Annotated in this window: 20 protein-coding genes; 4 read left to right on the top strand and 16 right to left on the bottom strand. The window is 60.8% G+C overall.

The annotated features are described in order from the left end of the window. The first annotated feature begins 167 nt into the window (after positions 1-167). Positions 168-1,220 (top strand): NAD(P)-dependent alcohol dehydrogenase, encoded by a 1,053-nt coding sequence (locus ACRC4F_RS05930; RefSeq protein ID WP_438658504.1) that lies wholly within the window; start codon positions 168-170, stop codon positions 1,218-1,220. Here the strand turns inward: ACRC4F_RS05930 and ACRC4F_RS05925 are convergent. The 6 genes from ACRC4F_RS05925 to ACRC4F_RS05900 form a co-directional block, all read right to left on the bottom strand. Then, positions 1,217-2,020 carry an IclR family transcriptional regulator gene (locus ACRC4F_RS05925; RefSeq protein ID WP_131061329.1) on the bottom strand — a complete coding sequence of 268 codons (804 nt, stop codon included), beginning with the start codon at positions 2,018-2,020 and terminating at the stop codon, positions 1,217-1,219. The two genes, ACRC4F_RS05930 and ACRC4F_RS05925, sit on opposite strands and share 4 nt — an antisense overlap. A gap of 60 nt (positions 2,021-2,080) precedes the next feature. Continuing rightward, positions 2,081-3,391, bottom strand: coding sequence for an MFS transporter (locus tag ACRC4F_RS05920; protein WP_438658503.1), 1,311 nt, complete (start codon positions 3,389-3,391; stop codon positions 2,081-2,083). A gap of 199 nt (positions 3,392-3,590) precedes the next feature. After that, positions 3,591-4,739, bottom strand: a complete 1,149-nt coding sequence (gene dgoD / locus ACRC4F_RS05915) for a galactonate dehydratase (protein WP_008152275.1) — start codon at positions 4,737-4,739, stop codon at positions 3,591-3,593. A 47-nt stretch (positions 4,740-4,786) separates the two neighbouring features. Continuing rightward, positions 4,787-5,407 (bottom strand): 2-dehydro-3-deoxy-6-phosphogalactonate aldolase, encoded by a 621-nt coding sequence (locus ACRC4F_RS05910; RefSeq protein WP_438658502.1) that lies wholly within the window; start codon positions 5,405-5,407, stop codon positions 4,787-4,789. A 19-nt stretch (positions 5,408-5,426) separates the two neighbouring features. Next, complete coding sequence (locus ACRC4F_RS05905) at positions 5,427-6,419, bottom strand: 2-dehydro-3-deoxygalactonokinase (protein ID WP_438658501.1); 993 nt, start codon at positions 6,417-6,419, stop codon at positions 5,427-5,429. A 190-nt stretch (positions 6,420-6,609) separates the two neighbouring features. Beyond that, positions 6,610-7,092 carry a GNAT family N-acetyltransferase gene (locus ACRC4F_RS05900; protein WP_438658500.1) on the bottom strand — a complete coding sequence of 161 codons (483 nt, stop codon included), beginning with the start codon at positions 7,090-7,092 and terminating at the stop codon, positions 6,610-6,612. Positions 7,093-7,411: 319 nt separating this feature from the next. On the opposite strand from ACRC4F_RS05900, the gene ACRC4F_RS05895 reads away from it, so the two are divergent. The 3 genes from ACRC4F_RS05895 (at position 7,412) to ACRC4F_RS05885 (ending at position 9,332) form a co-directional block, all read left to right on the top strand. Further along, entirely contained in the window at positions 7,412-8,617 is a 1,206-nt protein-coding gene (locus tag ACRC4F_RS05895) for an MFS transporter (protein WP_438658499.1), read from the top strand. A gap of 84 nt (positions 8,618-8,701) precedes the next feature. Further along, a complete protein-coding gene (locus ACRC4F_RS05890; protein WP_438658498.1) occupies positions 8,702-9,037 on the top strand; it encodes a hypothetical protein in 336 nt (111 codons plus the stop codon). Positions 9,038-9,077: 40 nt separating this feature from the next. Then, on the top strand, positions 9,078-9,332 hold the full coding sequence (locus tag ACRC4F_RS05885) for a hypothetical protein (protein WP_094468480.1): 255 nt from the start codon (positions 9,078-9,080) through the stop codon (positions 9,330-9,332). Between the two features lie 227 nt (positions 9,333-9,559). On the opposite strand, the gene ACRC4F_RS05880 is transcribed toward ACRC4F_RS05885, so the two are convergent. From ACRC4F_RS05880 to ACRC4F_RS05835, 10 genes are all read right to left on the bottom strand, one after another. Then, positions 9,560-10,489 (bottom strand): PfkB family carbohydrate kinase, encoded by a 930-nt coding sequence (locus tag ACRC4F_RS05880; RefSeq protein WP_438658497.1) that lies wholly within the window; start codon positions 10,487-10,489, stop codon positions 9,560-9,562. After that, positions 10,482-11,948 (bottom strand): purine-cytosine permease family protein, encoded by a 1,467-nt coding sequence (locus ACRC4F_RS05875; RefSeq protein WP_438658496.1) that lies wholly within the window; start codon positions 11,946-11,948, stop codon positions 10,482-10,484. Before ACRC4F_RS05875 ends, ACRC4F_RS05880 begins: the two co-directional genes overlap by 8 nt. A 224-nt stretch (positions 11,949-12,172) precedes the next feature. Next, positions 12,173-13,171: an ADP-ribosylglycohydrolase family protein gene (locus tag ACRC4F_RS05870; RefSeq protein ID WP_438658495.1), complete on the bottom strand. Its 999-nt coding sequence runs from the start codon at positions 13,169-13,171 to the stop codon at positions 12,173-12,175. Continuing rightward, positions 13,168-13,881 carry a GntR family transcriptional regulator gene (locus ACRC4F_RS05865; protein WP_438658494.1) on the bottom strand — a complete coding sequence of 238 codons (714 nt, stop codon included), beginning with the start codon at positions 13,879-13,881 and terminating at the stop codon, positions 13,168-13,170. Before ACRC4F_RS05865 ends, ACRC4F_RS05870 begins: the two co-directional genes overlap by 4 nt. Positions 13,882-14,183: 302 nt before the next feature. Continuing rightward, positions 14,184-15,152: an L-arabinose ABC transporter permease AraH gene (gene araH / locus ACRC4F_RS05860; RefSeq protein ID WP_438658493.1), complete on the bottom strand. Its 969-nt coding sequence runs from the start codon at positions 15,150-15,152 to the stop codon at positions 14,184-14,186. 9 nt (positions 15,153-15,161) lie between these two features. Continuing rightward, positions 15,162-16,706, bottom strand: coding sequence for an L-arabinose ABC transporter ATP-binding protein AraG (gene araG / locus ACRC4F_RS05855; RefSeq protein WP_438658492.1), 1,545 nt, complete (start codon positions 16,704-16,706; stop codon positions 15,162-15,164). A gap of 66 nt (positions 16,707-16,772) precedes the next feature. After that, positions 16,773-17,777 carry a substrate-binding domain-containing protein gene (locus ACRC4F_RS05850; protein ID WP_438658491.1) on the bottom strand — a complete coding sequence of 335 codons (1,005 nt, stop codon included), beginning with the start codon at positions 17,775-17,777 and terminating at the stop codon, positions 16,773-16,775. 114 nt (positions 17,778-17,891) lie between these two features. Next, positions 17,892-18,710 carry an SDR family oxidoreductase gene (locus tag ACRC4F_RS05845; protein WP_438658490.1) on the bottom strand — a complete coding sequence of 273 codons (819 nt, stop codon included), beginning with the start codon at positions 18,708-18,710 and terminating at the stop codon, positions 17,892-17,894. Between the two features lie 195 nt (positions 18,711-18,905). Next, positions 18,906-19,781 carry an SMP-30/gluconolactonase/LRE family protein gene (locus tag ACRC4F_RS05840; protein ID WP_438658489.1) on the bottom strand — a complete coding sequence of 292 codons (876 nt, stop codon included), beginning with the start codon at positions 19,779-19,781 and terminating at the stop codon, positions 18,906-18,908. A 126-nt stretch (positions 19,782-19,907) separates the two neighbouring features. Then, entirely contained in the window at positions 19,908-20,624 is a 717-nt protein-coding gene (locus tag ACRC4F_RS05835; RefSeq protein ID WP_438658488.1) for a FadR/GntR family transcriptional regulator, read from the bottom strand. Between the last annotated feature and the right edge of the window lie 188 nt (positions 20,625-20,812).

The raw sequence follows: 20,812 nt of genomic DNA, 5'->3' as shown, positions 1-20,812 counted from the left end.
GGAAAAAGGGGATGAAAGCATCATCGCAGGTCTGATCGCGCATTTGATCAAACGAAAGCTGTTGCCGGAGGAATAGGCATGACACCCGGAGGAATCGCCATGGCCGATGGCGGACACGGCGCCCAAAATGCGCCGCCTCACTTGTCATTGCTTCTGCGAGGTTCACCATGTACACCGCCATCGGATACGCCGCCCAATCGGCCACCACTCCCCTCGCCCCCGTGAAATTCGAACGCCGCAGCCCAAGGGCCGACGACGTTGCGATCGATATTCTCTACTGCGGTGTCTGCCATTCCGACATTCACCAGGCCCGCAACGAGTGGGGCATTGCCGTTTACCCGTTGATGCCCGGCCACGAGATCGTAGGTAAAGTGACCGGCGTCGGTGCGAATGTTACCCGGCACAAGGTCGGCGATCTGGTTGGTGTCGGTTGCATGGTCGATTCCTGCCGCAGCTGCGAAGCCTGCCAGGCCAACCTCGAGCAATACTGCCTCGAAGGTCCGACCATGACGTATGCCACCCCGGACCGGGTCGATGGCAGCAACACCATGGGCGGCTACTCCGACAGCATCGTGGTCAGCGAGCACTTCGTCGTGCGCATCCCGGAAAAACTCGACCTGTCCAGTGCCGCGCCAATTCTTTGCGCCGGCATCACCACCTACTCGCCGCTCAAGCACTACGGCGTGAAGGCCGGCGACAAGGTCGGGATTCTCGGCATGGGCGGACTCGGCCACATGGGCATCAAATTCGCCAAGGCGATGGGCGCCGAAGTCACGCTGTTCACCCGTTCGGCAAGCAAGGCTGAAGAAGGTCGTCGTCAGGGCGCGGACCACGTGATCGTGTCCACCGATGCCGATCAGATGAAGGCGGCGGCGGGCTATTTCGATTTCCTGCTGGACACCATTCCGGTGCAGCACGATCTCAACCCCTACCTCGATACCCTGCGTTTCGACGGCGTGCACATTCTGGTGGGCTTGATTGAACCGGTCGATCCTCCGGTCCACGCCGGCAAACTGGTGATGAGCCGTCGCGTATTGGCCGGTTCACTGATCGGCGGCATTGCCGAAACCCAGGAGGTGCTGGATTTCTGCGCCGAGCACAACATCACGTGCGACATCGAAATGCTCGACATCCGCCAGATCAACGAGGCTTACGCCCGCATGATTGCCGGTGATGTGAAGTACCGCTTCGTGATCGATATGGCGACGCTCAAGGTTTAAACCTTAAGTCCAAGCTCCGCCGACAGCCGGGCTGTGACCCCTTTGATCAGGGGGATCAGCTCGGCCATCTTTTCCAACGGCATGTACGGCACCGTGCTGGCGATGCTGATGCCGGCAACGATGCGCTTGCTGGCATCACGGATCGGCGCCGCGACACAACGGATCGACGGTTCATTGTCTTCCAGGTCGAAAGCGTAACCGCCCGCCACGTATTCAATCATGCGCTGCTGAAACTGCTCCCAGGACTGCTCCGGGTGCAGCGGCCAGAACTGATTTTTCCCACCTGCCGGCAGGCTGACTTCGTACAGCCGTTGCCATTCTTCCTGCGTGTCATCGAGCATCAACGCCTTGCCGATCCCGGTGCGCGCCAACGGCATGCGGTGGCCGACCCGCGAACGCATTTCCGGGCCATTGCGCCCCGGATTCTTGTGCAGGTACAGCACCTCGTCGCCTTCACGAATCGCCAGGTGAATGGTGTCGCCGGTCAACGCCGACAACTCATCCAGATACGGCCCGGCTAATGTAACCAGCGGCAATTCTTCGCGCGCCTGGAAACCCAGCTCGATCAGCTTCGGACCCAACAGATAACCGACTTGCGGCACCACCCGCAGGTAACGCTCGTCCACCAGACAACTGGCCAGACGATGGGTGGTGCTGCGCGTCGTGCCGATCAGCCGGGCGATTTCCTTGAGATCGCGGGCGCCACTGGCCACGGCCTGAACCACACCCAGACCACGAAGCAGTGTCTGGGTGCCGGTCGGTGCGGCGTCCTTGGCGATTTTTGGGGCGTCTTCCTGCATATCCAGCCTTTACCGTTGAGCCAGTGAACGGGCGGCATTATGGTCGCCCGATGGCTGCCACTACAACTTGATACGCTCGACCTTGCCGACCAGCAAGATGTAGGAAAGCGCGCCAATCAATGCCAGGACCGAGATGTAAGTGATCGCCGGGGCAAACGAATCACCGGTGGCGAGGAAACCGATGACGATCGGCGTGGTAATCGCCGACAGGTTGCCGATGAAGTTGAACACCCCGCCGGTCAACCCGAGCAACCGCGCCGGCGCCAGCGTCGACACCAGCGACCAGGTGATCGAAGCCAGACCGTTACCGAAGAACGCCAATGCGAGGAAGGCAATCACCAACGGCGTGGATTCGACGAAGTTGGCGCCGATGATCGAGGTGGAAATCAGCAAGCCGCCAATGATCGGCAGTTTGCGGGCGAAGCCCACGGTGTAGCCGCGACGGATCAGGAAGTCGGAGAAGAACCCGGAACACAGCACGCCGATAAAAGCCGCGAGAAACGGCAGCGACGCCAACAGGCCGGACTTGATGAAGTCCATGCCGCGGTATTTCACCAGGTAGGTCGGGAACCACGTCAGAAAAAACCACAACGTCGAGTTGAGGCAGAACTGGCCGAGGTAGATGCCCCACAACTTGCGTTTGGTCAGAACGATGCCGAGGTCGGTCCAACTGAATTTGGCTTTTACCTTGGCTTGTTCGGCCTGGATATCCACCAGCCCGCCGCCTTCGCGGATCAGCTCGATTTCGGCGTCGTTGGCACCCTTGAAATCCCGTGGCTCGCGGTATACCGCGTACCAGATCACCGCCCAGAGAATGCCGACCGCACCGGTGCTGACGAACACCATGTGCCAGCCAAATTCATGCTGTAGCCAGGCGAGTACCGGCGTCAGGAATGCCAGCCCCACGAACTGTCCGGAAGTGTAGAAACCGATGGCTGTGGCGCGTTCGCGCTCCGGGAACCAGGTGGTGACCACCCGGCTGTTGATCGGATACGCCGGCGCTTCCAGGGCACCGACCGCCATGCGCAAGACGAACAGCGCGATGAAGCTGGCGGCGAAACCGAGCATCACCGTGGCGACCGACCACAGCAGCAAGGCAACGCTGTAGAGGATGCGCGGTGGCACTCGATCAACCAGCCAACCGCCGGGGATCTGCATGGCGGCGTAGGTCCAGCCGAAGGCCGAGAAAATCAGACCGACGTGGATCGGGTCGATGCCCAGTTCGCTGGTCAGCGCCGGGGCGGCGATGGAGAGGTTGCTGCGGTCGAGGTAGTTGATGACCACGGTGATAAACAGCAGCACCATGATGAAAAAACGCTTGCGGCTGGGCGCCACCAACGACGCCTGCCCGGTGAGGGTTTGCGGTTGCATGGGGAATGCCTCTTCTTGTGTTTATTGAGGTCGATGTGAAATCGGGGGGTGCCGCAAATCCCCCTGTCCATGGAGATCAAACTGTGGGAGCCAGCCTGCTGGCGATAGCGGTGTGTCCGTCACCATCAATGCTGGATGTGCCGAACCAATCGCCAGCAGGCTGGCTCCCACAGGAGTTTTGTGTGGGGTCAGGGAGAACTCACCACTCGGCAAAACTGCCATCGGCATGGCGCCAGATCGGGTTGCGCCAGCGGTGGCCGACGGCGGCGCGCTCGATCACATATTCCTCGTTGATCTCGATCCCCAGGCCCGGGCCGTTGGGGATTTTCACGAAGCCTTTGTCGTAGTCGAACACCCGCGGATCTTTCACGTAATCCAGCAGGTCGTTGCTCTCGTTGTAGTGAATGCCCAGGCTCTGCTCCTGGATGAACGCGTTGTAGCAGACCGCATCCAGTTGCAGGCACGCCGCAAGGGCAATCGGGCCTAACGGGCAATGCAACGCCAACGCGACGTCGTAGGCTTCAGCCATGTTGGCGATCTTGCGGGTTTCGGTGATGCCACCGGCGTGTGACGCGTCCGGCTGGATGATGTCGACGTAGCCTTCGCTGAGCACACGCTTGAAATCCCAGCGCGAGAACAAGCGCTCGCCGAGGGCAATCGGGGTGCTGGTCAGCGGCGCCAGTTCCTTCAGCGCTTCGTAGTTTTCGCTGAGCACGGGCTCTTCGATGAACATCAGTTTGTACGGGTCGAGTTCCTTCATCAGCACCTTGGCCATGGGTTTGTGCACCCGGCCATGGAAGTCGACGCCGATGCCGACGTTCGGGCCCACCGCGTCACGCACGGCGGCAACGTTGGCCAGGGCCAGGTCGACTTTCTCGAAGGAGTCGAGGAATTGCAGCTCTTCGGTGCCGTTCATTTTCACTGCAGTGAAACCACGTTCGACCGCTTCTTTCGCTGCGCGAGCGGTGTCCGCCGGCCGGTCTCCTCCAATCCACGAATACACCCGAATCTTGTCGCGCACCTGGCCACCGAGCAAGTCGCTGACCGACACACCCAAAGCCTTGCCCTTGATGTCCCACAACGCCTGATCGATACCGGCCAGCGCACTCATGTGAATCGCGCCGCCCCGGTAGAAGCCGCCGCGGTAGAGCACGGTCCAGATGTCTTCGATGTTGCGTGGGTCTTTGCCGATCAGGTAGTCGGACAATTCTTCAACGGCCGCCGCCACGGTGTGCGCGCGACCTTCGACCACGGGCTCGCCCCAACCGGTCACGCCTTCGTCGGTTTCAACCTTGAGGAAACACCAGCGCGGCGGAACAATGAAGGTAGTGAGTTTGGTGATTTTCATCTGTTGTCTCTCTTGTTAGATGCAGCGCGCTCGGCGCCAAAAAAGTCTTAACGCAGAGCGTTCCATGCAGCGACATAGGCCTTGGCGTTCACGGCCACTTCTTCAGGTGTCATGCCCGGTTTGAACAACCCGGAACCGAGACCGAAGCCTTTGACACCGGCGTCGATAAACACCTGCATGTTGTCCGGTGTTATCCCACCGACCGGCGCCAGAATCGTTCCTGCGGGCAGCACCGCGAGCCAGGCTTTCACAACGGCGGGCCCCATCTGTTCGGCCGGAAACATCTTCAGCACATCCGCACCTTCGGCCAGAGCGGCAAAGGCTTCGGTCGGCGTCGCCACACCCGGCGACAGGTACAAGCCGGCCGCCTTCGCCGCACGCAACACCTTGGCATCGCTGTGCGGCATGACGATCACCTGGCCGCCCGCCGCTTTCACTTGTTCGACCTGCTCCGGCGTCAGCACCGTGCCGGCGCCGATCAGGCAATCGGCAGGCAAAGTACTGCGCAGGATGCGGATGCTTTCATACGGCTCGGGGGAATTGAGCGGCACTTCAATGACGCGAAATCCGGCGGCGTAAAGGACTTCGCCAATGGCGGCCGCTTCTTGCGGGCGCAGGCCACGCAGGATCGCGATCAGACCGTTTTGCGCCAGTGCTTGCTTGAGCATGTCAGACCTCCAGTCAGGTTTAACGGGGTAGGTGCGCGGCGATCAGTCCGGCGGCGACCGCCAACTGCCACAACCCGCGTTCGGTGGCGTGTTCGGCCAGGGTCACGCGGGCAAATCCGCAGGCGTCGAGGGCCCGGCTGTAGCGGGCACAGAGTTGAGAATTGCCGATCAGGATGATCGACGGCAGATGAACGCTGTTGCGTCGGCGCCGTTGAACGTTGGCCAGTGCTGACAGCTCATGGCCGATCAGCAGGCCGGACAAGTAGTCCGGTTGCGCGGTCGCGCTGAGTTCGCCCGTCAACCCAAGGCTGCGGGCACTGAACACTGTCGACAACGGCCCGATCTCGCCCTCCGCCGACAGCGCCACTTGCACACCCCGATCGAACGCCTGGCCATCGAAGGACGCGCCCTTTTGCTGGGTGCGCCCCAGAATGCTGTGTTCGCTGAGCACGGCGAAGATCTCGCCGGTCATGAAGGTATCGAAATGCACGATGCAACCGGCGGCCACTTCCACCCATTTCGAATGACTGCCCGGCAGGCCGATCAACAGATCACGGCCCTGCTCGATCGGCATATTTTGCAGGACACCGAGCACTTGGGTTTCTTCTCCGCGCATCACGTTCGGCAAGCGCGAACGCTGAATCACGCCCGGCACGATGTGCACATCGACACCGCGAAGACTGCGAATGGTTTGTAGGGAAGTTCCGAGATTGGCGACGTTGGCCGGCGTGTCGCAGTAAGCCGCTTCGCGCCAGCCCTGGGCGCTGCCGACCATGCCACAGGCAATCACCGGCAACTCCGGCTGCGCGTCGAGCCAGTCACCGCACGCCTCGTCGAAGGCCAGTTCAAAACCGTCGACGCATGCCTGACCGTTGATGATTCGCGGCGTCCGGGGCAACTGCATGATCCCGGACGACAGCGAACGCTGTTCCAGCACCTGGCCACCCGCGGCGAGTTTGTAAGCACGTAATGAGGTCGTCCCCCAATCGAGCGCGATCAATTGCGCCAGCATCGCTTCACCTGTTCTGTTTATTGGCAGTGAGTGAGCTGGACTATAAACCCGGACGCGGCAAAATCTCAATATATAAATATCATTCCCATATATTGGGACTTAATCAAAAAAATATCGCAGCTTTCCACGGCCCCTGCAAATCGAGGCAGGAGCCGTTGGAGGCTGCGATAGTTAGCAAGCCCTGAAGCGATTAGCTGCCCTCGGCAAACTCCCGCAACACCGCCCCATCCATCCGATACCGGACCCACTCTTCCTGTGGCTGGGCACCCAGCGACTTATAAAACTCGATCGCCGGTTTGTTCCAGTCGAGCACGCTCCACTCGAAGCGTCCGCAGTCATTGGCGCAGGCGATTTTGGCGAGGTGGCGCAGCAGGGTTTTACCGGCGCCGCCACCGCGCTGCTGGGGGGTGATGTAGAGGTCTTCGAGGTACAGGCAGTTGCTGCCGAGCCAGGTGGAATAGCTGAAGAAGAACACCGCGAAGCCGATCGGCAGGCCGTCGCGCAGGCAGATCAGGCCGTGGGCGGTGGCGCCTTCGCTGAACAGGCTGCGTTCGATGTCGGCGACGCTGGCGATGACTTCGTGGCGGGCACGTTCGTAGTCGGCCAGTTCGGTGATGAACCCGAGGATTTGCGGTGCATCGCTGGGGGTCGCCGGGCGGATCTCGATCGTCATGGACGGGCCTCTGTCGAAAGTTGAAAACGCCATACTAAGTCGGCGCGTGGTTTGTGGCGAGGGAGCTTGCTCCCGCGGGTTGCGCAGCACCCTAAAAACACGCGGCGCGATCTCACAGGCAGACAGAGTCGATCTGTCACAGGGACTGCTTCGCAGTCCAACGGGAGCAAGCTCCCTCGCCACCAAAGCTACAGGGCAATCATGTACAGGCATTACTCCGCCCGCCACTAACCCTGGCATCGATAACCTCGGACCTAATATCCGCGTCTCGCATGATAGATAGGTGAGGCTCACGTCTATCGAGTCAAGGAACCGCGTCATGTCTACCACAACGCCCCACGTCTCAAGCAGGTTGTTCGGCCTGTTTTGCCTCGCCAGTTATTTGCTGTCGTTGTCCTACGGCTCGACGTTTCTGTTGTCGCTGTTGATCAGCTCCCGGGGCGGCAACGAACACGATGCCGGCAGTGTGATTTCGGCGGCGATGCTCAGTACGTTTGCGGCGGTGATTGTCTCCGGGCACCTGTCCGATTTGCTCGGCGCGGCGCGTTCTATTGCGCTGTTTGGCGTGTTGCTGGTGGCCGCCAGCCTTGGCTTCGCGCTGACGCCAGGGTTCGGCAATCTGTTGCTGTTTTTCGGACTGCTGCTGGGGCTGGGTTGGGGGGTGTTCTACACCTTGGGGCCGATTATCGTTGCGAGTCTGGTAACGCCGGCGCAACGCGCAAAGTACTTTGCGTTGCTGTCGGGCAGCATGATGACCGGGATCGGCAGCGGTCCGTTGTTGGGTCGCGCCGCCAGTGCGCTGGGATATCCGTTGACCGCCGCGTTTTACCTCGCGGCGCTGGCCAGTCTGATCGGTGTGTTGCTGTTTTGGCGGCTGGATTCACAGCTGAAAAAAGCGCCCTCGCCTGCCGCCACCGTCGCACGCATTTCCTGGCGCGCCACCGCTCAGGTGCTGTCCTCCAAAGCGCTGTTCCCGATCATCATGGTCGGCCTCGGCGGGTGCGTATTCGGTGGCCTGTCGAGCTTTCAAACCAGTTACGCGGCATCTCGTTCACTGGATTACTCACTGTTCTTTTTCGGCTTCATGGGCGCGGCGATCAGCGGCCGAATGTTGATTGCCGGCTTCGTGGTCAAGCGCGATCCGTTGCGCGCATCCTGCCTGCTATCGGGGCTGATGATGGGCTCGATTGTGCTGTTCGGTTTTGTCGTCGACAGCGGGTTCAGCTACGTGCTGGCGGCGATGATGCTCGGGGTCGGTTACGGGCTGACGTATTCGGTGATCAATGGCCTGGCGGCGAACGAAGCGCCTCACGGCACCACCTCGCAATCGTTGCTGCTGTTCAGCCTGTCGTACTTCATCGGCGTGTTCGGTTTTCCGTTGCTGGCCGGGAAGATCATTGTCGAACACGGGATGACGACACTTCTGCTCACAGTTCTCATCGTGGCGTTGTTGAACTGGCTGATCACCGTGGGCCGCTTGATCTTGCGTCGGGTCTTCAGCGCCCGATCGTTGCAGCAGGTCTAGACCGTTCGTCGTTCATCAGGCACCAATCGAAATCGGAGGCTGACCAACATCAGGTAAGGACTCTAATTGAATGGAGACGACACCATGATCACGTCCCGCTTGACTGCCCTCGCTCTTGCCACACTGTTGTCCTCTGCCGCGTTCGCGGCGACCACCGCCACCGGTACCGGCCCGACCAACCCGGTCGAAGGTCCGAAATCCCCGACCACCCAAGGCTCGCCCGGCATGAATACCAATGGCTCGGGCGTCGAGAGCGTGCCTGCGTCCACGGGCACCGACCCACGGATTCAAGGCAACGATGCGGGCCGTCAAGGCGGAATGAACGTGCCGGACACCCAGACACCCGATAACGCCGGCGCCGGCATCGGCTCGAAAACCACTACCGGTGGCTCGGGTTCTGAAGGCGGCGCCAGCCAATAATTCGCCCACGCGATCTATCCACATCCATGAAGAGGTAACCATGAACGTCGATAAAAACCTTGAGAAAGAAGTCCTGACCCGTCTGCTTCACGCCCACCCAGGTGGCTTGGGCAAGGAGGTCCTGGACAATTACCGGGGGGAAAAAGTCGTGGCCAGCGCCCTCGCCACGCTGCAGGATCGCGGGCTGATTCAGCATGGGCATGTGACCTGTAACGAAGCCGGCGAACACTCGCTGCAACTGCCGATCAAACTCAGCGCGGCTGGGGTTGAGGCGGCGCGAAAGCTGGACGTTTAACACGATGAACCAGGTCGCAGTCGTGCGCGGCTGCGGCCGTTTGACTGACGTTACAAGCAGCAGGCGTTGATCGAGGCGCTGCGCAAGCCTGGCTAAGAATCAGAATGAATGCTGGATCTTATGGCCCCTTCGCGGGCAAGCCCGCTCCCACAGTGATCAAGGGCATTCACTTATTCGTGTACACCCCAAAACCCTGTGGGAGCGGGCTTGCCCGCGATGGCGTCAGGTCAGGCGCGGAAAGTCTTGCGGATTAACGCATCAACTTCAGCAGTTCCAGGCGATGTCGCCGGCCCCCACCGAGTGACCGCCAGCGCCGCCGCCGCATTCGCCCGCCGCGCCGCTTCACCTGCAGGCAACCCGTGCGCCAACCCGGCCAGAAACACTCCGGCATGGGCATCCCCAGCACCATTGCTGTCCACCGCTTTAACCTTGAAACCGGGCACGTGCTGTCGGTCGCCACGCTGGCTGATCCAGCACCCTTGCGGGCCATCACGAACCACCATCAACACATCGGCCGGCAGATGATCGGTCAGTCTGTCCAGCGCCTCGGCAATGTCTGACGCCTCGGTAAAACGTAGCGCCTCGACACTGTTGCTGGTCCACAGATCAATGCGCGGCAGCAGCGCCTGCATCAATGGCTGATCCGGCGAATCCACCAACGGGCCCGGATCGAACACTACGTTGACTGCCTTCGGCAGACCCGACACCCAGTCCACCAACGCCTGCGCCTTGCCGGCGTGCAGCAAGCTGTAGCCGCTGACGTAAACGTAGTCGCCCGCCTCGGCTGGCACGCTCGTCAGGTCCTCGGCAGACAATTCGCCCTCGGCGCCAATGTAGGAAATGAAACTGCGCTCGGCCGACGCGTCGGTCACCGCAACGCACAATCCCGTATCCCGCTCGGCCTTGTGTGCGATGCCAATCCGGATGCCTTCGGCCTTCAGCGCTTCACGGGCCAGATCACCGAAACGACCCGTGCCATGACGACCGAGGTAAACCACCCGCAGCCCGTTACGCGCAGCGGCGGCCATCACGTTAAACCCTCCGCCGGCTTCGAAACTGGCGGACTGGGCCAGCACGTCGCCGCCCGGTTGAGGCAATTTATCCACGGCCATGACCAGGTCGATGATGACCTGGCCGGTGTGCAGCAATCTAGGCATGAGCGTTCTCGGTTAACGCAGCGCGACGATCCCTCGCCCCACCGAGTACACAATAAATCCCGCCAGCCACCAGGAACGTGACGATCCAGCCGAGGCCGTTATGGCCCAGCCACGAGTCCGACAGGAAACCGCGGAACCAGACGTTTTGTTCGGTGGTGCCAATGGTGGTGAAGCTGAAGCCCAGCACGATCGCCAGCGCCCACGCACCAAAGGCGCGCCACTCGATGCCGCCGTTGTACCAGTAGGCGCTGCTCGGGCTGACGTCCAGCAAGTCTTTGGGGCTGTAGTAATGACGATGAATCAGGTCGACGACGAAGATCCCGACCCACGCCGTAATCGGCACCGCCAGCAGCGAAATGAAGGTAATGAACGGGCCGTAGAAACTGTCGGCGATCAGCATGAAGTAGATCGAACCGGCGAAGATCGCGACGATGTCGACCACCACGGCGTAGACGCGTTTGACCTTCAGGCCGAGGGTCAGCGTGGTCAAACCGGCGGAGTACACCGACAGGTTGTTCGACAGCAGCAACCCGCCGAACGCGGTGATCAGGTACGGCACGGCCATCCAGGTCGGCAGCATGTCGCGGATCGCGATGATCGGGTCAGTGGCCGACGCCAGGTCGTTGTTGCCCACTGACAGTAAGCCGCCGAGGGTGATCAGCAACACCAGCGGGATCCCCGCACCGAAGGCAGCCGACGCCACCAGGCGCACGGCTTTGACGCTGCGGTGCTGATAGCGCGACATGTCGGCGCCGGCGTTGGCCCAACCGATCCCGGTGCCGGCGGCCATGGTGCCGACGCCGATGATCATCGCGCTCAACGGCGCGGGCGTGGCGTTGAACACCGCGCTCCAGTCGATGGTGGCGCAAAGGAAGCCGCCGACCAGAATGTTCAGCGCGCCGAACACGTAAGTCGCCCACTTCTGGATCACCAGCAACGTGGCGTGACCGAGGCCGGAGACCGACAAGGTCAGCAGAACGAAAATCGCGATGAAGATCAGGGTCAGGACAGGCGCGCTTTTCGCTTCCACCGGCGAACCGAACAGGATCGAGCACAGCGACAGCAGCACGAAGGCGGCGGTGGTGGTGTTGACGGTTTCCCAGCCCAGCCGCGACATCAGCGAGACCAGGGTCGGGCCGATGTTGCCGCGCACACCGAAGATGGCGCGCGACAGGGTCAGGCTTGGCGCCCGCCCTCGGCGGCCGGCGATGGAGATGATGCCGACCACCGCGAAGGAACCGGCGGCGCCGAGGATCGCGACGATGATCGCTTGCCAGATCGCCAGCCCGCGAAACGCCACCAGCGTGGCGCCCAGCGGCAGGCCGAGGATGGAAATGTTGGCCGCGAACCAGACCCAGAACAGTTGCAGCGGATGACCGTTGCACTCCGCTTCCGGCACCGGCTCGATACCGCGGGTTTCCAGTTGCCCGGCGCTTTGCCCGGCGTTTGATGAACTCATGAAAAATGCTCCTGTTGCCTTTGTTGTGGTTGTGGGCAATGACGGAAGACGAAAACAACAGCCCGGCTATCCTGGCCAAGTCCGTGCGATCCATTGCGGGGTTTTCAAAATTAAATAGGTGGCGCGCCCATCGCGAGCAGGCTCGCTCCCACAGGGATAGTGCAAACCTCACGGTACACGCCGTACCTGTGGGAGCGAGCCTGCTCGCGATGGCGTCAGTCAGGTCAACGCAAAGCCAAAAGGCCTTTTACCAAAGGCTCCAACTCGAGATCATTGACGGTTTTGACCTGTTCGATCATCGCCACCGGCCAACTCCCAAGCCCCAGACAGGCCCCAAGCATCGCGCCAAGAATCGCCGCGATGGTGTCGGTGTCACCCCCCAGGCTCGCGGCCATGCACACCGCTTCGAAGGCGTTCATTTCGCCGACGGCGACTTGTTGCGCCAGGGCAAACGAGACCACCACCGACTCCTGGGAAGCCACCGACGTGCCGATCACGTCGTACATTAAGTCCGCCAGCAACGCTTTGTCGCTGTCGACGCTGATGGTCCGCGCCCAACTGATGCGCGAGGCTATCCGTCCGCCCGCCACCCAGTGGCCATGGCCTTCAGCTTGCTGGGCGATTTGCTGACCTAGGTTCAACGCCTCGCCCAGGTCCATGCCGTTGATGCCGGCCGAAACCACCGCCGCCACCGCCGCCGCGCTGGAAATCCCCAGCGTGGTGTTGTGGGTGACCTGGCAGGCTTGCACCACGGCGCTGATGAACCGTTCAGGGTTGGCGACATCCGCCGCGATGCCCACCGGAGTGATGCGCATCGCCGCGCCATTGGTGGTGCCGTAGCGACCGGCCTCTTCGGGAGATTGGCCGGCGAGGATCATTTCGATCGCGCGTTTGGTCGAAGGCCCGAGTAAATCCTGCGAGCCCTTGGCCTGCATCTCGGCTTCCCATTCGATCAGCCGTTGAGCGAGCACGGCCGGTTCGATCCGGCCCTCACCCTCAACCAATAACTGACCGACCAGAATCGCCTGTTCGGTGTCGTCGGTGATCGAGCCCTTGGGCATGTTGGCGGCAATCGGTTGATCGGGGCCGGCGTCTTGCAGATCGGTGATCGCACCGAACCGAGCCTTGATCTCGGCACGGCTCAGGGATTGCGTCGGCATGCCCAACGCATCGCCCAGGGCCAGTCCGTAGAACGCGCCGAGCGCACGGTCGAGCGCGGTCATTTTGATTCTCCGAATTGCAGGTGCAGGCGAAAGTGCACCGGGTCGAGCAGGCTTTCGACCTGTTCCATGAAGCGGTTCTGGCGGTCGTACGTGGTGCGCAAGGCTTTCAGGAAAACGGTGCCGACCGGGCGCCCGAGCAGCTCGGCGTCTTCGGTGCTCAGAGGTTCTGCGCCGATCCATTGATCGCCGCGTTCGCCGATGTAGCCATAGGCGGCCAGGGTGATGGTCAGGGAATTGTCGATCAGGCCGACACGTGGCAGGCTTTCCAGGCCTCCGGTGGCGGGCATCAATGAGCGTTCGAGGGAAACCAGCTTGCCGTCGTTGGAACGGCGGCGCCGGTCGAGGGTGATGAACTGGTCGGTGCCGAAGCGTGACAGCAGGTCCGGCCGGGTGACGGCCTCGAGCCGCAGCACTTCGGTGTTGATCAGCGCCCCGCTGTCGGCCAGCGCCTGCGCCCAGCCGCTGCGTTGATCGAGCAGCACACCGTCGAAGGTGACGATGGAGCCCACGCCGCTTTGGGTCGCGATGTAGTTGCGTCGTTTCAACTCGGCAAGGGCCTCGCGCAGCGTGCCGCGGCTGACTTTGAATTCTTGAGCCAACTGATGCTCGCCCGGCAATAGAAAGCCGTCCTCCATGAGGCCGCTTTCGATGCGCCGGATGAGTTCGTCGACCACCCGTTGTTTCTTGTCAAATCGTACCTGTCTAATCATGTACAAAGTGATAACCGAAACGGGCGGGGGCGAGCAAGGGATATTTTGGGGAAGTGACGGGAGGTGGATGTTCGGAGGTGTGGTGTCAGGTGAATCCACCCCTCACCCCAACCCTCCCGAAACGTCGGACCGCCCCAAGGGGTAGAGGGGGCTGACCGAGGAGTTTGGAGGATTTACTGCGACCTGAAACAGCAAGTCGAACTCAGGTTTTGAAAGGCTTGAAGATCTGCTCCCTTTCCCCCTCTCCCCTATGGGGCGGTCCGACGTTTCGGGAGGGCTGGGGTGAGGGGTGGATCTTGATCTCAGCGTTGTTTGAGGCGGTCAATCACAACAGCCAGCAGCAAAATCGAACCGCGAATCACGTACTGGTAGAAGGTGTCGATATTCTTCAGGTTCATCGCATTCTCGATAATCGCCAGAATCAACACCCCGGCAATCACATGCCGAATCATGCCGATCCCGCCGCTCAGCGACACCCCGCCCAGCACACAAGCCGAAATCACCGTCAACTCAAAACCCTGGCCAATCATCGGCTGGCCGGAGGTCATGCGCGACGCCAGAATCACCCCGGCCAACGCACCGATCACGCCGTGCACGGCAAAGATAATGATCTTGGTCCGGTCAACGTTCACCCCGGCCAGCAACGCCGCTTCCTGGTTGCCGCCGATGGCCATGGTGTTGCGCCCATAAGTCGTGTAATTCAGCAGCCAGCCGAAAAACAGGAAACACACGATGGTGATCAGGATCGGCACCGGCACGCCAAACAACTGCCCGTTACCGAAGACGAAGAACGATTCCTGCGACACGCCGACCGCTTTGCCATTGGCAAAAATGTAAGCCAGGCCACGAACAATCTGCATGGTCGCCAGCGTGGTGATCAACGCGTTGACCCGAAGCTTGGCGATCACAATGCCGTTGATCAGGCCGACAATCAGCCCCATCACCAGCGCCGCGCTGACGCCGAGAAACACGCTGTCGGTGTCGCGCATCACCACCGCCGCCACCACGCCGGCACAGGCAATCACCGACCCCACCGACAAGTCGAAATGCCCGGAAGCCAGGCAATAGAGCATGGTGCACGCAGCAATCCCGGTCGTCGAAATCGCCAGGCCCAGACCGCGCATGTTCAGCGGCGACAGGAAGTTGTCGATCAGCAGCGTGCAGGCCACGAAGATCCCGACGGCCGCCAGCAGCATCACCCAGTCATCGAGAAAGCGCCGCAGGTCCAGAGGTTTGCGCTGGGTCGGCAGAGCGTTGTTTTGGATTGTCATAGTCACCTCTCAGTTCGCCACGCCGTCAGCGCGTTGGCGCGGCAAAGCCAGTTGCAGCAGGTTGGATTCATTGGCCTCTGCGCGAGACAACTCGCCGCGCATCGCGCCTTCGCAGAGCACCAGGATGCGGTCGGAAATACCCATCACTTCCATCAGATCGCTGGACACCACGATCACCGCAATGCCGCTGGCGGCCAGGTTGTGGATGATCTGGTAGATCTCGGCTTTCGCCCCGATATCGATGCCGCGAGTGGGCTCGTCCAGCAGCAGGACTTTCATCGGCATCGACAGCCAGCGGCCAAGAATGGCCTTCTGCTGATTGCCACCAGACAGGTACATGATTTTCTGCTCGGCACTGGGCGTCTTCACTTTCAGCGCCTTGATCTGCTTGTCGGCGTTGCCCTTCTCCCACAGGCCGCGCAACAGGCAACCGAACGTGGAATGAGCCCCGCGCGCGCTGATGTTGATGTTCTCGGCGACGCTGGCGAGCGGAATGATGCCCTCCTTCTTGCGATCTTCAGGGCACAGCAGAATGCCCGCAGCGATCGCATCGCGGGGGGATCGCAGTTTGACCTCATGACCACGCAGTTCCAGGCGTCCGGCGGTATTGCGTGTCAGCCCGCTGAGCATCCGGAACAACTCGGTACGCCCCGCGCCAACCAGGCCGAACAGCCCGAGAATCTCGCCCTTGTGTACCTCGAAACTCACCGGCTCACGCAAACCCGGCCCGAGCAAACCATCGACCTTGAGCGCCACTGCGCCACGCTGGCGATTGCGGTAATCGTAGATGTCCTGAATGTCGCGACCGACCATGCACGTCACCAACTGGTCGTGGGTCAGCTCGCTCATGTCCTCGAACGTGCGCACGTAGCGGCCGTCCTTGAACACCGTCACCGCGTTGCAGATGCGGAACACTTCTTCCATGCGGTGGGACACGTAAAGCACCACTTTGCCTTCGTCGCGCAGGCGTCCGATGATCGCCATCAAGCGATCGATCTCCCGCGCCGACAGACTGCTGGTGGGTTCGTCGAAGGCAATCACATGGGCGCCACGGGACAACGCCTTGGCAATCTCCACCAGCTGTCGCTGGCCGAGGGACAGGCGCCCTACTTTCTCTTGCGGATCGATTTCATCGGCCAGGCCTTTGAGGCAGGCCAGTGCTTGCTGTCGCAGCGCGCCACGATTGATCAGGCCGAAACTGGCCGGCAGATGACCGAGGAACAGGTTCTCCGCCACGGTCATTTCCGGGACCAGGTGCAGCTCTTGGTGGATCACCGCCACCCGGCTGGCGATGCTGTCGGCGGTGGACTTGAAGGCCATCGTCTGTTCGCCGATTTGCAGGTCGCCGCTGCTCGGCGTGTAGGCACCACCGAGGATTTTCAACAGGGTCGACTTGCCGGCGCCGTTCTCGCCCATCAAGGCGTGAACCTGCCCCGGATGAGCGACGAAGCTGATGCTGTCCAGCGCCTTCACCCCGGGAAAGGTCTTGCCGATCCCGTTGAAGCGCAAGCTGCCGCCGACGCTGTGCTCATGTGTCTGTAATTGCGCGTGCATAAAACCACCTCATCACACAGATCAGGCAGCCCCGTCGCCAGGGCCGCCGATGAAATCAACCAGCCCTCAGTTCCACAGGCCGATCTTTTCCAGTTCCTGCTTGAAGTTTTCGCGAGTGATCAGTGTCACGTCGTCCATCGCGGTGTATTTCGGTGGCTCTTTGCCGGTGGTGACCCAATCGAACATCATGCTGGCGGTGTTGTAGCCCTCGATGTGCGGGCTTGGCAGCATCGAACCGTAGAAACCGCTGTTGGCTTTCTTCAACTCACCAATGGCGTCGGTGCCGTTAATGCCGATGCCGATCACGTTGGCCGCGGCAAAACCGGCGCTTTCGGTGGCGCGCACGCCGCCCAGCACAGTGTTGTCGTTCATGCCGCCGATGATCAGGTTTTTCGCGCCGCTCGGCAGCTTCACCAGGGCCGAGTTGGTAGCGTCCATGCTGCCCGGTACGTCGAGGGTTTTCTGTGCGGTGAAGAGGATGTGATCTTTAGGAAAGCCCGCATCTTCCAGCGCCTTGGCCGAACCGTCGGTGCGCTTCTTGCCAGTGTCGAGTTCATTGAAGGTGTTGATCACCGCGTAAGTTTCTTTCCAGTCCCAGCCGCGTTTTTTCGCTTCGGTGGCCATGGCGTTGCCTTGTTTCTGGCCGACTTCAAACGCGGCCATGCCGAGGTACGGAACGTCTTCCATGAACTTGCCGCTGGCATCGACGAAACGGTCATCGACAGCGATCACTTTCAAACCATTCGCCTTGGCTTTGGCGACGATGGCTGGGCCGAGGCCGACGTCCGGCGGGCAGATCACGAAGCCCTTGGCGCCATTGGCCGCGAGGCTGTCGATGGCCGAGAGGGTTTTCTCACCGTCAGGCACGGCGATCTTGATCACAGTGAAGCCCTTCTCTTTCCCGGCCTTTTCGGCGAAGGCCCATTCGGTCTGGAACCAGGGCTCTTCCGCCTGCTTGACCAGGAAGCCGATTTTCACTTCCTCGGCCGCCAGCAGCGTGCTGCTCAGGCTGACCGCAGTGACCGCCAAAGCGGCACAGCACAGGGAACGGATCCCACGACGACGATTCATAAGCTGACTCCTTGTTATTTTTTTTGAGCGTTATTTTGTAAACGGTGCAGCAAATAGTCATATCGTATGATGATTGGATTTCAGACGGAGTTCCGCGTCTGAAAGCCGTTTTGCTTAGTCGTGATACATGACTGAGCGACCACCATCGATGGTGATGCACGAGGCATTGATGAACGGCGCTTCATCACTGGCCAGGAATACGGCAGTCATTGCCACTTCCATCGGCTGCCCGATACGGCGCGGTGGATGCAGGTCGAAGGCCCGCTGACGTTCGGCGTGGGGGTCGGCAAAACCGTTCCAGTAATCGACGTTCAGTTGGGTCTCGATGTAGCCCGGCGCAATCGCATTCACGCGAATGCCCTTCGGCGCGTACTCGATGCCCAGCGCGCGGGTCAGGCCAAGCAAGCCGTGCTTGGCCACCGGGTACGGGAAGCATCCCGGAATAATGTGAGTGGAATGGGTCGAGGCAATGTTGATGATGCTGCCGATGCCCTGCTCGATCATTTGCGGCAGCACGGCCTTGCAACCGTACCAGGCGCCGTCGAGGTCGATGGCGAAGCAGCGATGCCAGTCTTCTTCGGTCATTTCCAGTGGATCACGGAACACATTGACCCCGGCGCAGTTGACGAGTACGTCGATCCGGCCGTGAAGCTCGACCGCCAACCTGGCCATCGCGTGCAAGTCATGTTGCCGGGAGACATCAGCCTTGGTCGCCTGAACATCAAAACCTTGGGCTCGCCAATGGGCCGCGACTTTCTCGACTTTCTCGACCTGAATATCACTGATGATCAGCTTGGCCTGCTGCGACGCGAAGGTGGCAACGATGGCCTCGCCGATGCCCTGCGCAGCGCCGGTCAGCAGCACCACCTTGTCTTTCAGACGCTCACCTTTGGGAGGTTCGGGCACTGCCGGCAAGGAAAGAGGTTCAGCCATGGATCAAGCCCCCTTTTCCAGACACGACAAAAACCGGGCATCTTTCAATGGCCGGTCAAAAGTCTCTTTGGAAAATCGCTGCATCACTTCACCTGTTTTGTTTTTTTAAGTGTGAGTGCGTGTAACTGATGGCCGACTATAAACCCGACCATCAAATAATCTCAATATATAATTTTACATCCCATATTTTGGGATTTATCCAGCAAAGCGAGTACAAGGTTTTCCCGGCACATCGACACGAATCGACAGCAGCGCACCGTCCAGCGGATGGTTCAACGGACTTGCGGCGCTGGTGATGTACAGGGTTTTCAAATCTTCGCCACCAAACACGCAACTGGTAGGACGGCTGACCGGCAGTTCGATCACCCGGTCGACGTAACCGTCGGGCGTCAGTCTGATCAGGCAGCTGCCATCCCAGCGGGCGTTCCAGATGAAACCTTCGGCATCCATCGCCGAGCCATCCGGACCGCCGCGTTCATGGGGGCCGAACCAGACGTACGCGGTGTCCAGGTTGCCGTCGGTGTGGACGAAATAGCGGTACAAGGTTTTATCCATGCTGTCGGCGAAAAACAGCGTGGTCTCATCCTCGCTCCACAGCAACGTGTTGGGAATGCCCAGCCCGCGCAGCAACGGCGTGACGCGGGCATCGCGGTCGATGCGAAACAGGCCACCGGAACGGCGCACGATGGGCAGGTCTTCGCCGTTTTCGCCAATGTTGTTTTGCATGGTGCCGAGCCAGAGCCGCCCCTGCGCATCGCAGCGGGCTTCGTTGGCGCGATTGCCGGGTTGCGGGTCAGCGACGCAAAGCAAGGTCAGGCGCGGTTCGAGTCCTGGGGAATCAAGGTCCAGTCGATAGACGCCGCTGCTCAAGGTCACCAGCGCATCACCGCGTTCGCAGGGGATGAACGCGGAAACGTGTTCCGGCATTTCCCAGATTTGCACATTGGCGCCGATCAGCCGCAGGGCTTGCTTGCCGGCAATGTCGACCCAGTACAGCGCCTGAGTCGGCACATCCCAGAACGGGCCTTCACCGAGTTGCGCACGGTGCCCGGTAACCGCATTCCACGTCATGAAGCCTCCTGCGTTCTGCTTTATGTGGGAGCGAGCCTGCTCGCGATAGCGATGTGTCAGGCACCTTGTCGCTGAATGCTAAACCGCTTTCGCGGGCAAGCCCGCTCCCACAGGGAATTTGTGTGATCAGCTGGCTTTTTTGTCGGCCATGACTTTCGGGTAAAACCGTTTGATCGCCAGGTCAGCGTTATCAATCAGGGTCATGCAGGCCCAGACACCGCGCGCGGCATCCCGGGCGGCGATGGCGTCGGCCATGTCTTTGTGAATCGGTAGCGTGCGGCGCAGTTCGTGAGGGTCGGCGGCGGACACTTCGAACGACACTGCCAGCAGCGCGCCGAGGGCCGGGACCATTTGTTCGATGAATTGATTGTGGCTGGCGGCGAGTATGCATTCGTGGAAGATCTGGTCGGCGTGGTTGTAATCGATGCCACTGTCCACCGCTCGTTCCAGCGCGTTGTAGGCTAGCAGGATCGCTTGAACCTGTTCGCCGGTAGCGCGCTCGCACGCCCAGCGCACCGCCATCGGTTCGATGGTGCGGCGCAGATCGAGCAAGTCGTCGACGAAGTTTTCCGGCAAGCCACTGCGCGACAGCCAGCCCACGACTTGTGGATCGAAAAGATTCCAGCGCCGCACCGGCAACACCCGCGTGCCAACCTTCGGCCCGACTTCGAGCATGCCTTTGGCAACCAGGGTTTTGATGGCTTCGCGAATAACCGTGCGACTGACACCGAGTTGCTCACCCAGGTCGGCTTCCACCTTGATGGTCTCACCGGGCTTGACCTGGCCTGCGGCTATCCAGCAACCCAGCCAATCGACGGTCGACGCATGAAAACTGCTGGACATGGGCACCTCGATGCAGGAACGGCATAAAGCCTTTCACGATGGGGCTCCACGCTAATCATCATACGATTGGGTGTCAAATTGATTTTTCGGGTCCGCACCCGAAACCAATGTGGGAGCGAGCCTGCTCGCGATAGCGGTTTAGCATCCGACATTGATGTCGCCTGATACACCGCTATCGCGAGCAGGCT

Origin of the sequence: Pseudomonas sp. (assembly GCF_051660785.1) — a bacterium.
Lineage (GTDB): Bacteria > Pseudomonadota > Gammaproteobacteria > Pseudomonadales > Pseudomonadaceae > Aquipseudomonas.
The sequence above is the reverse complement of the archived record's forward strand: the minus strand, read 5'-3'. Positions and strand labels throughout refer to the sequence as shown.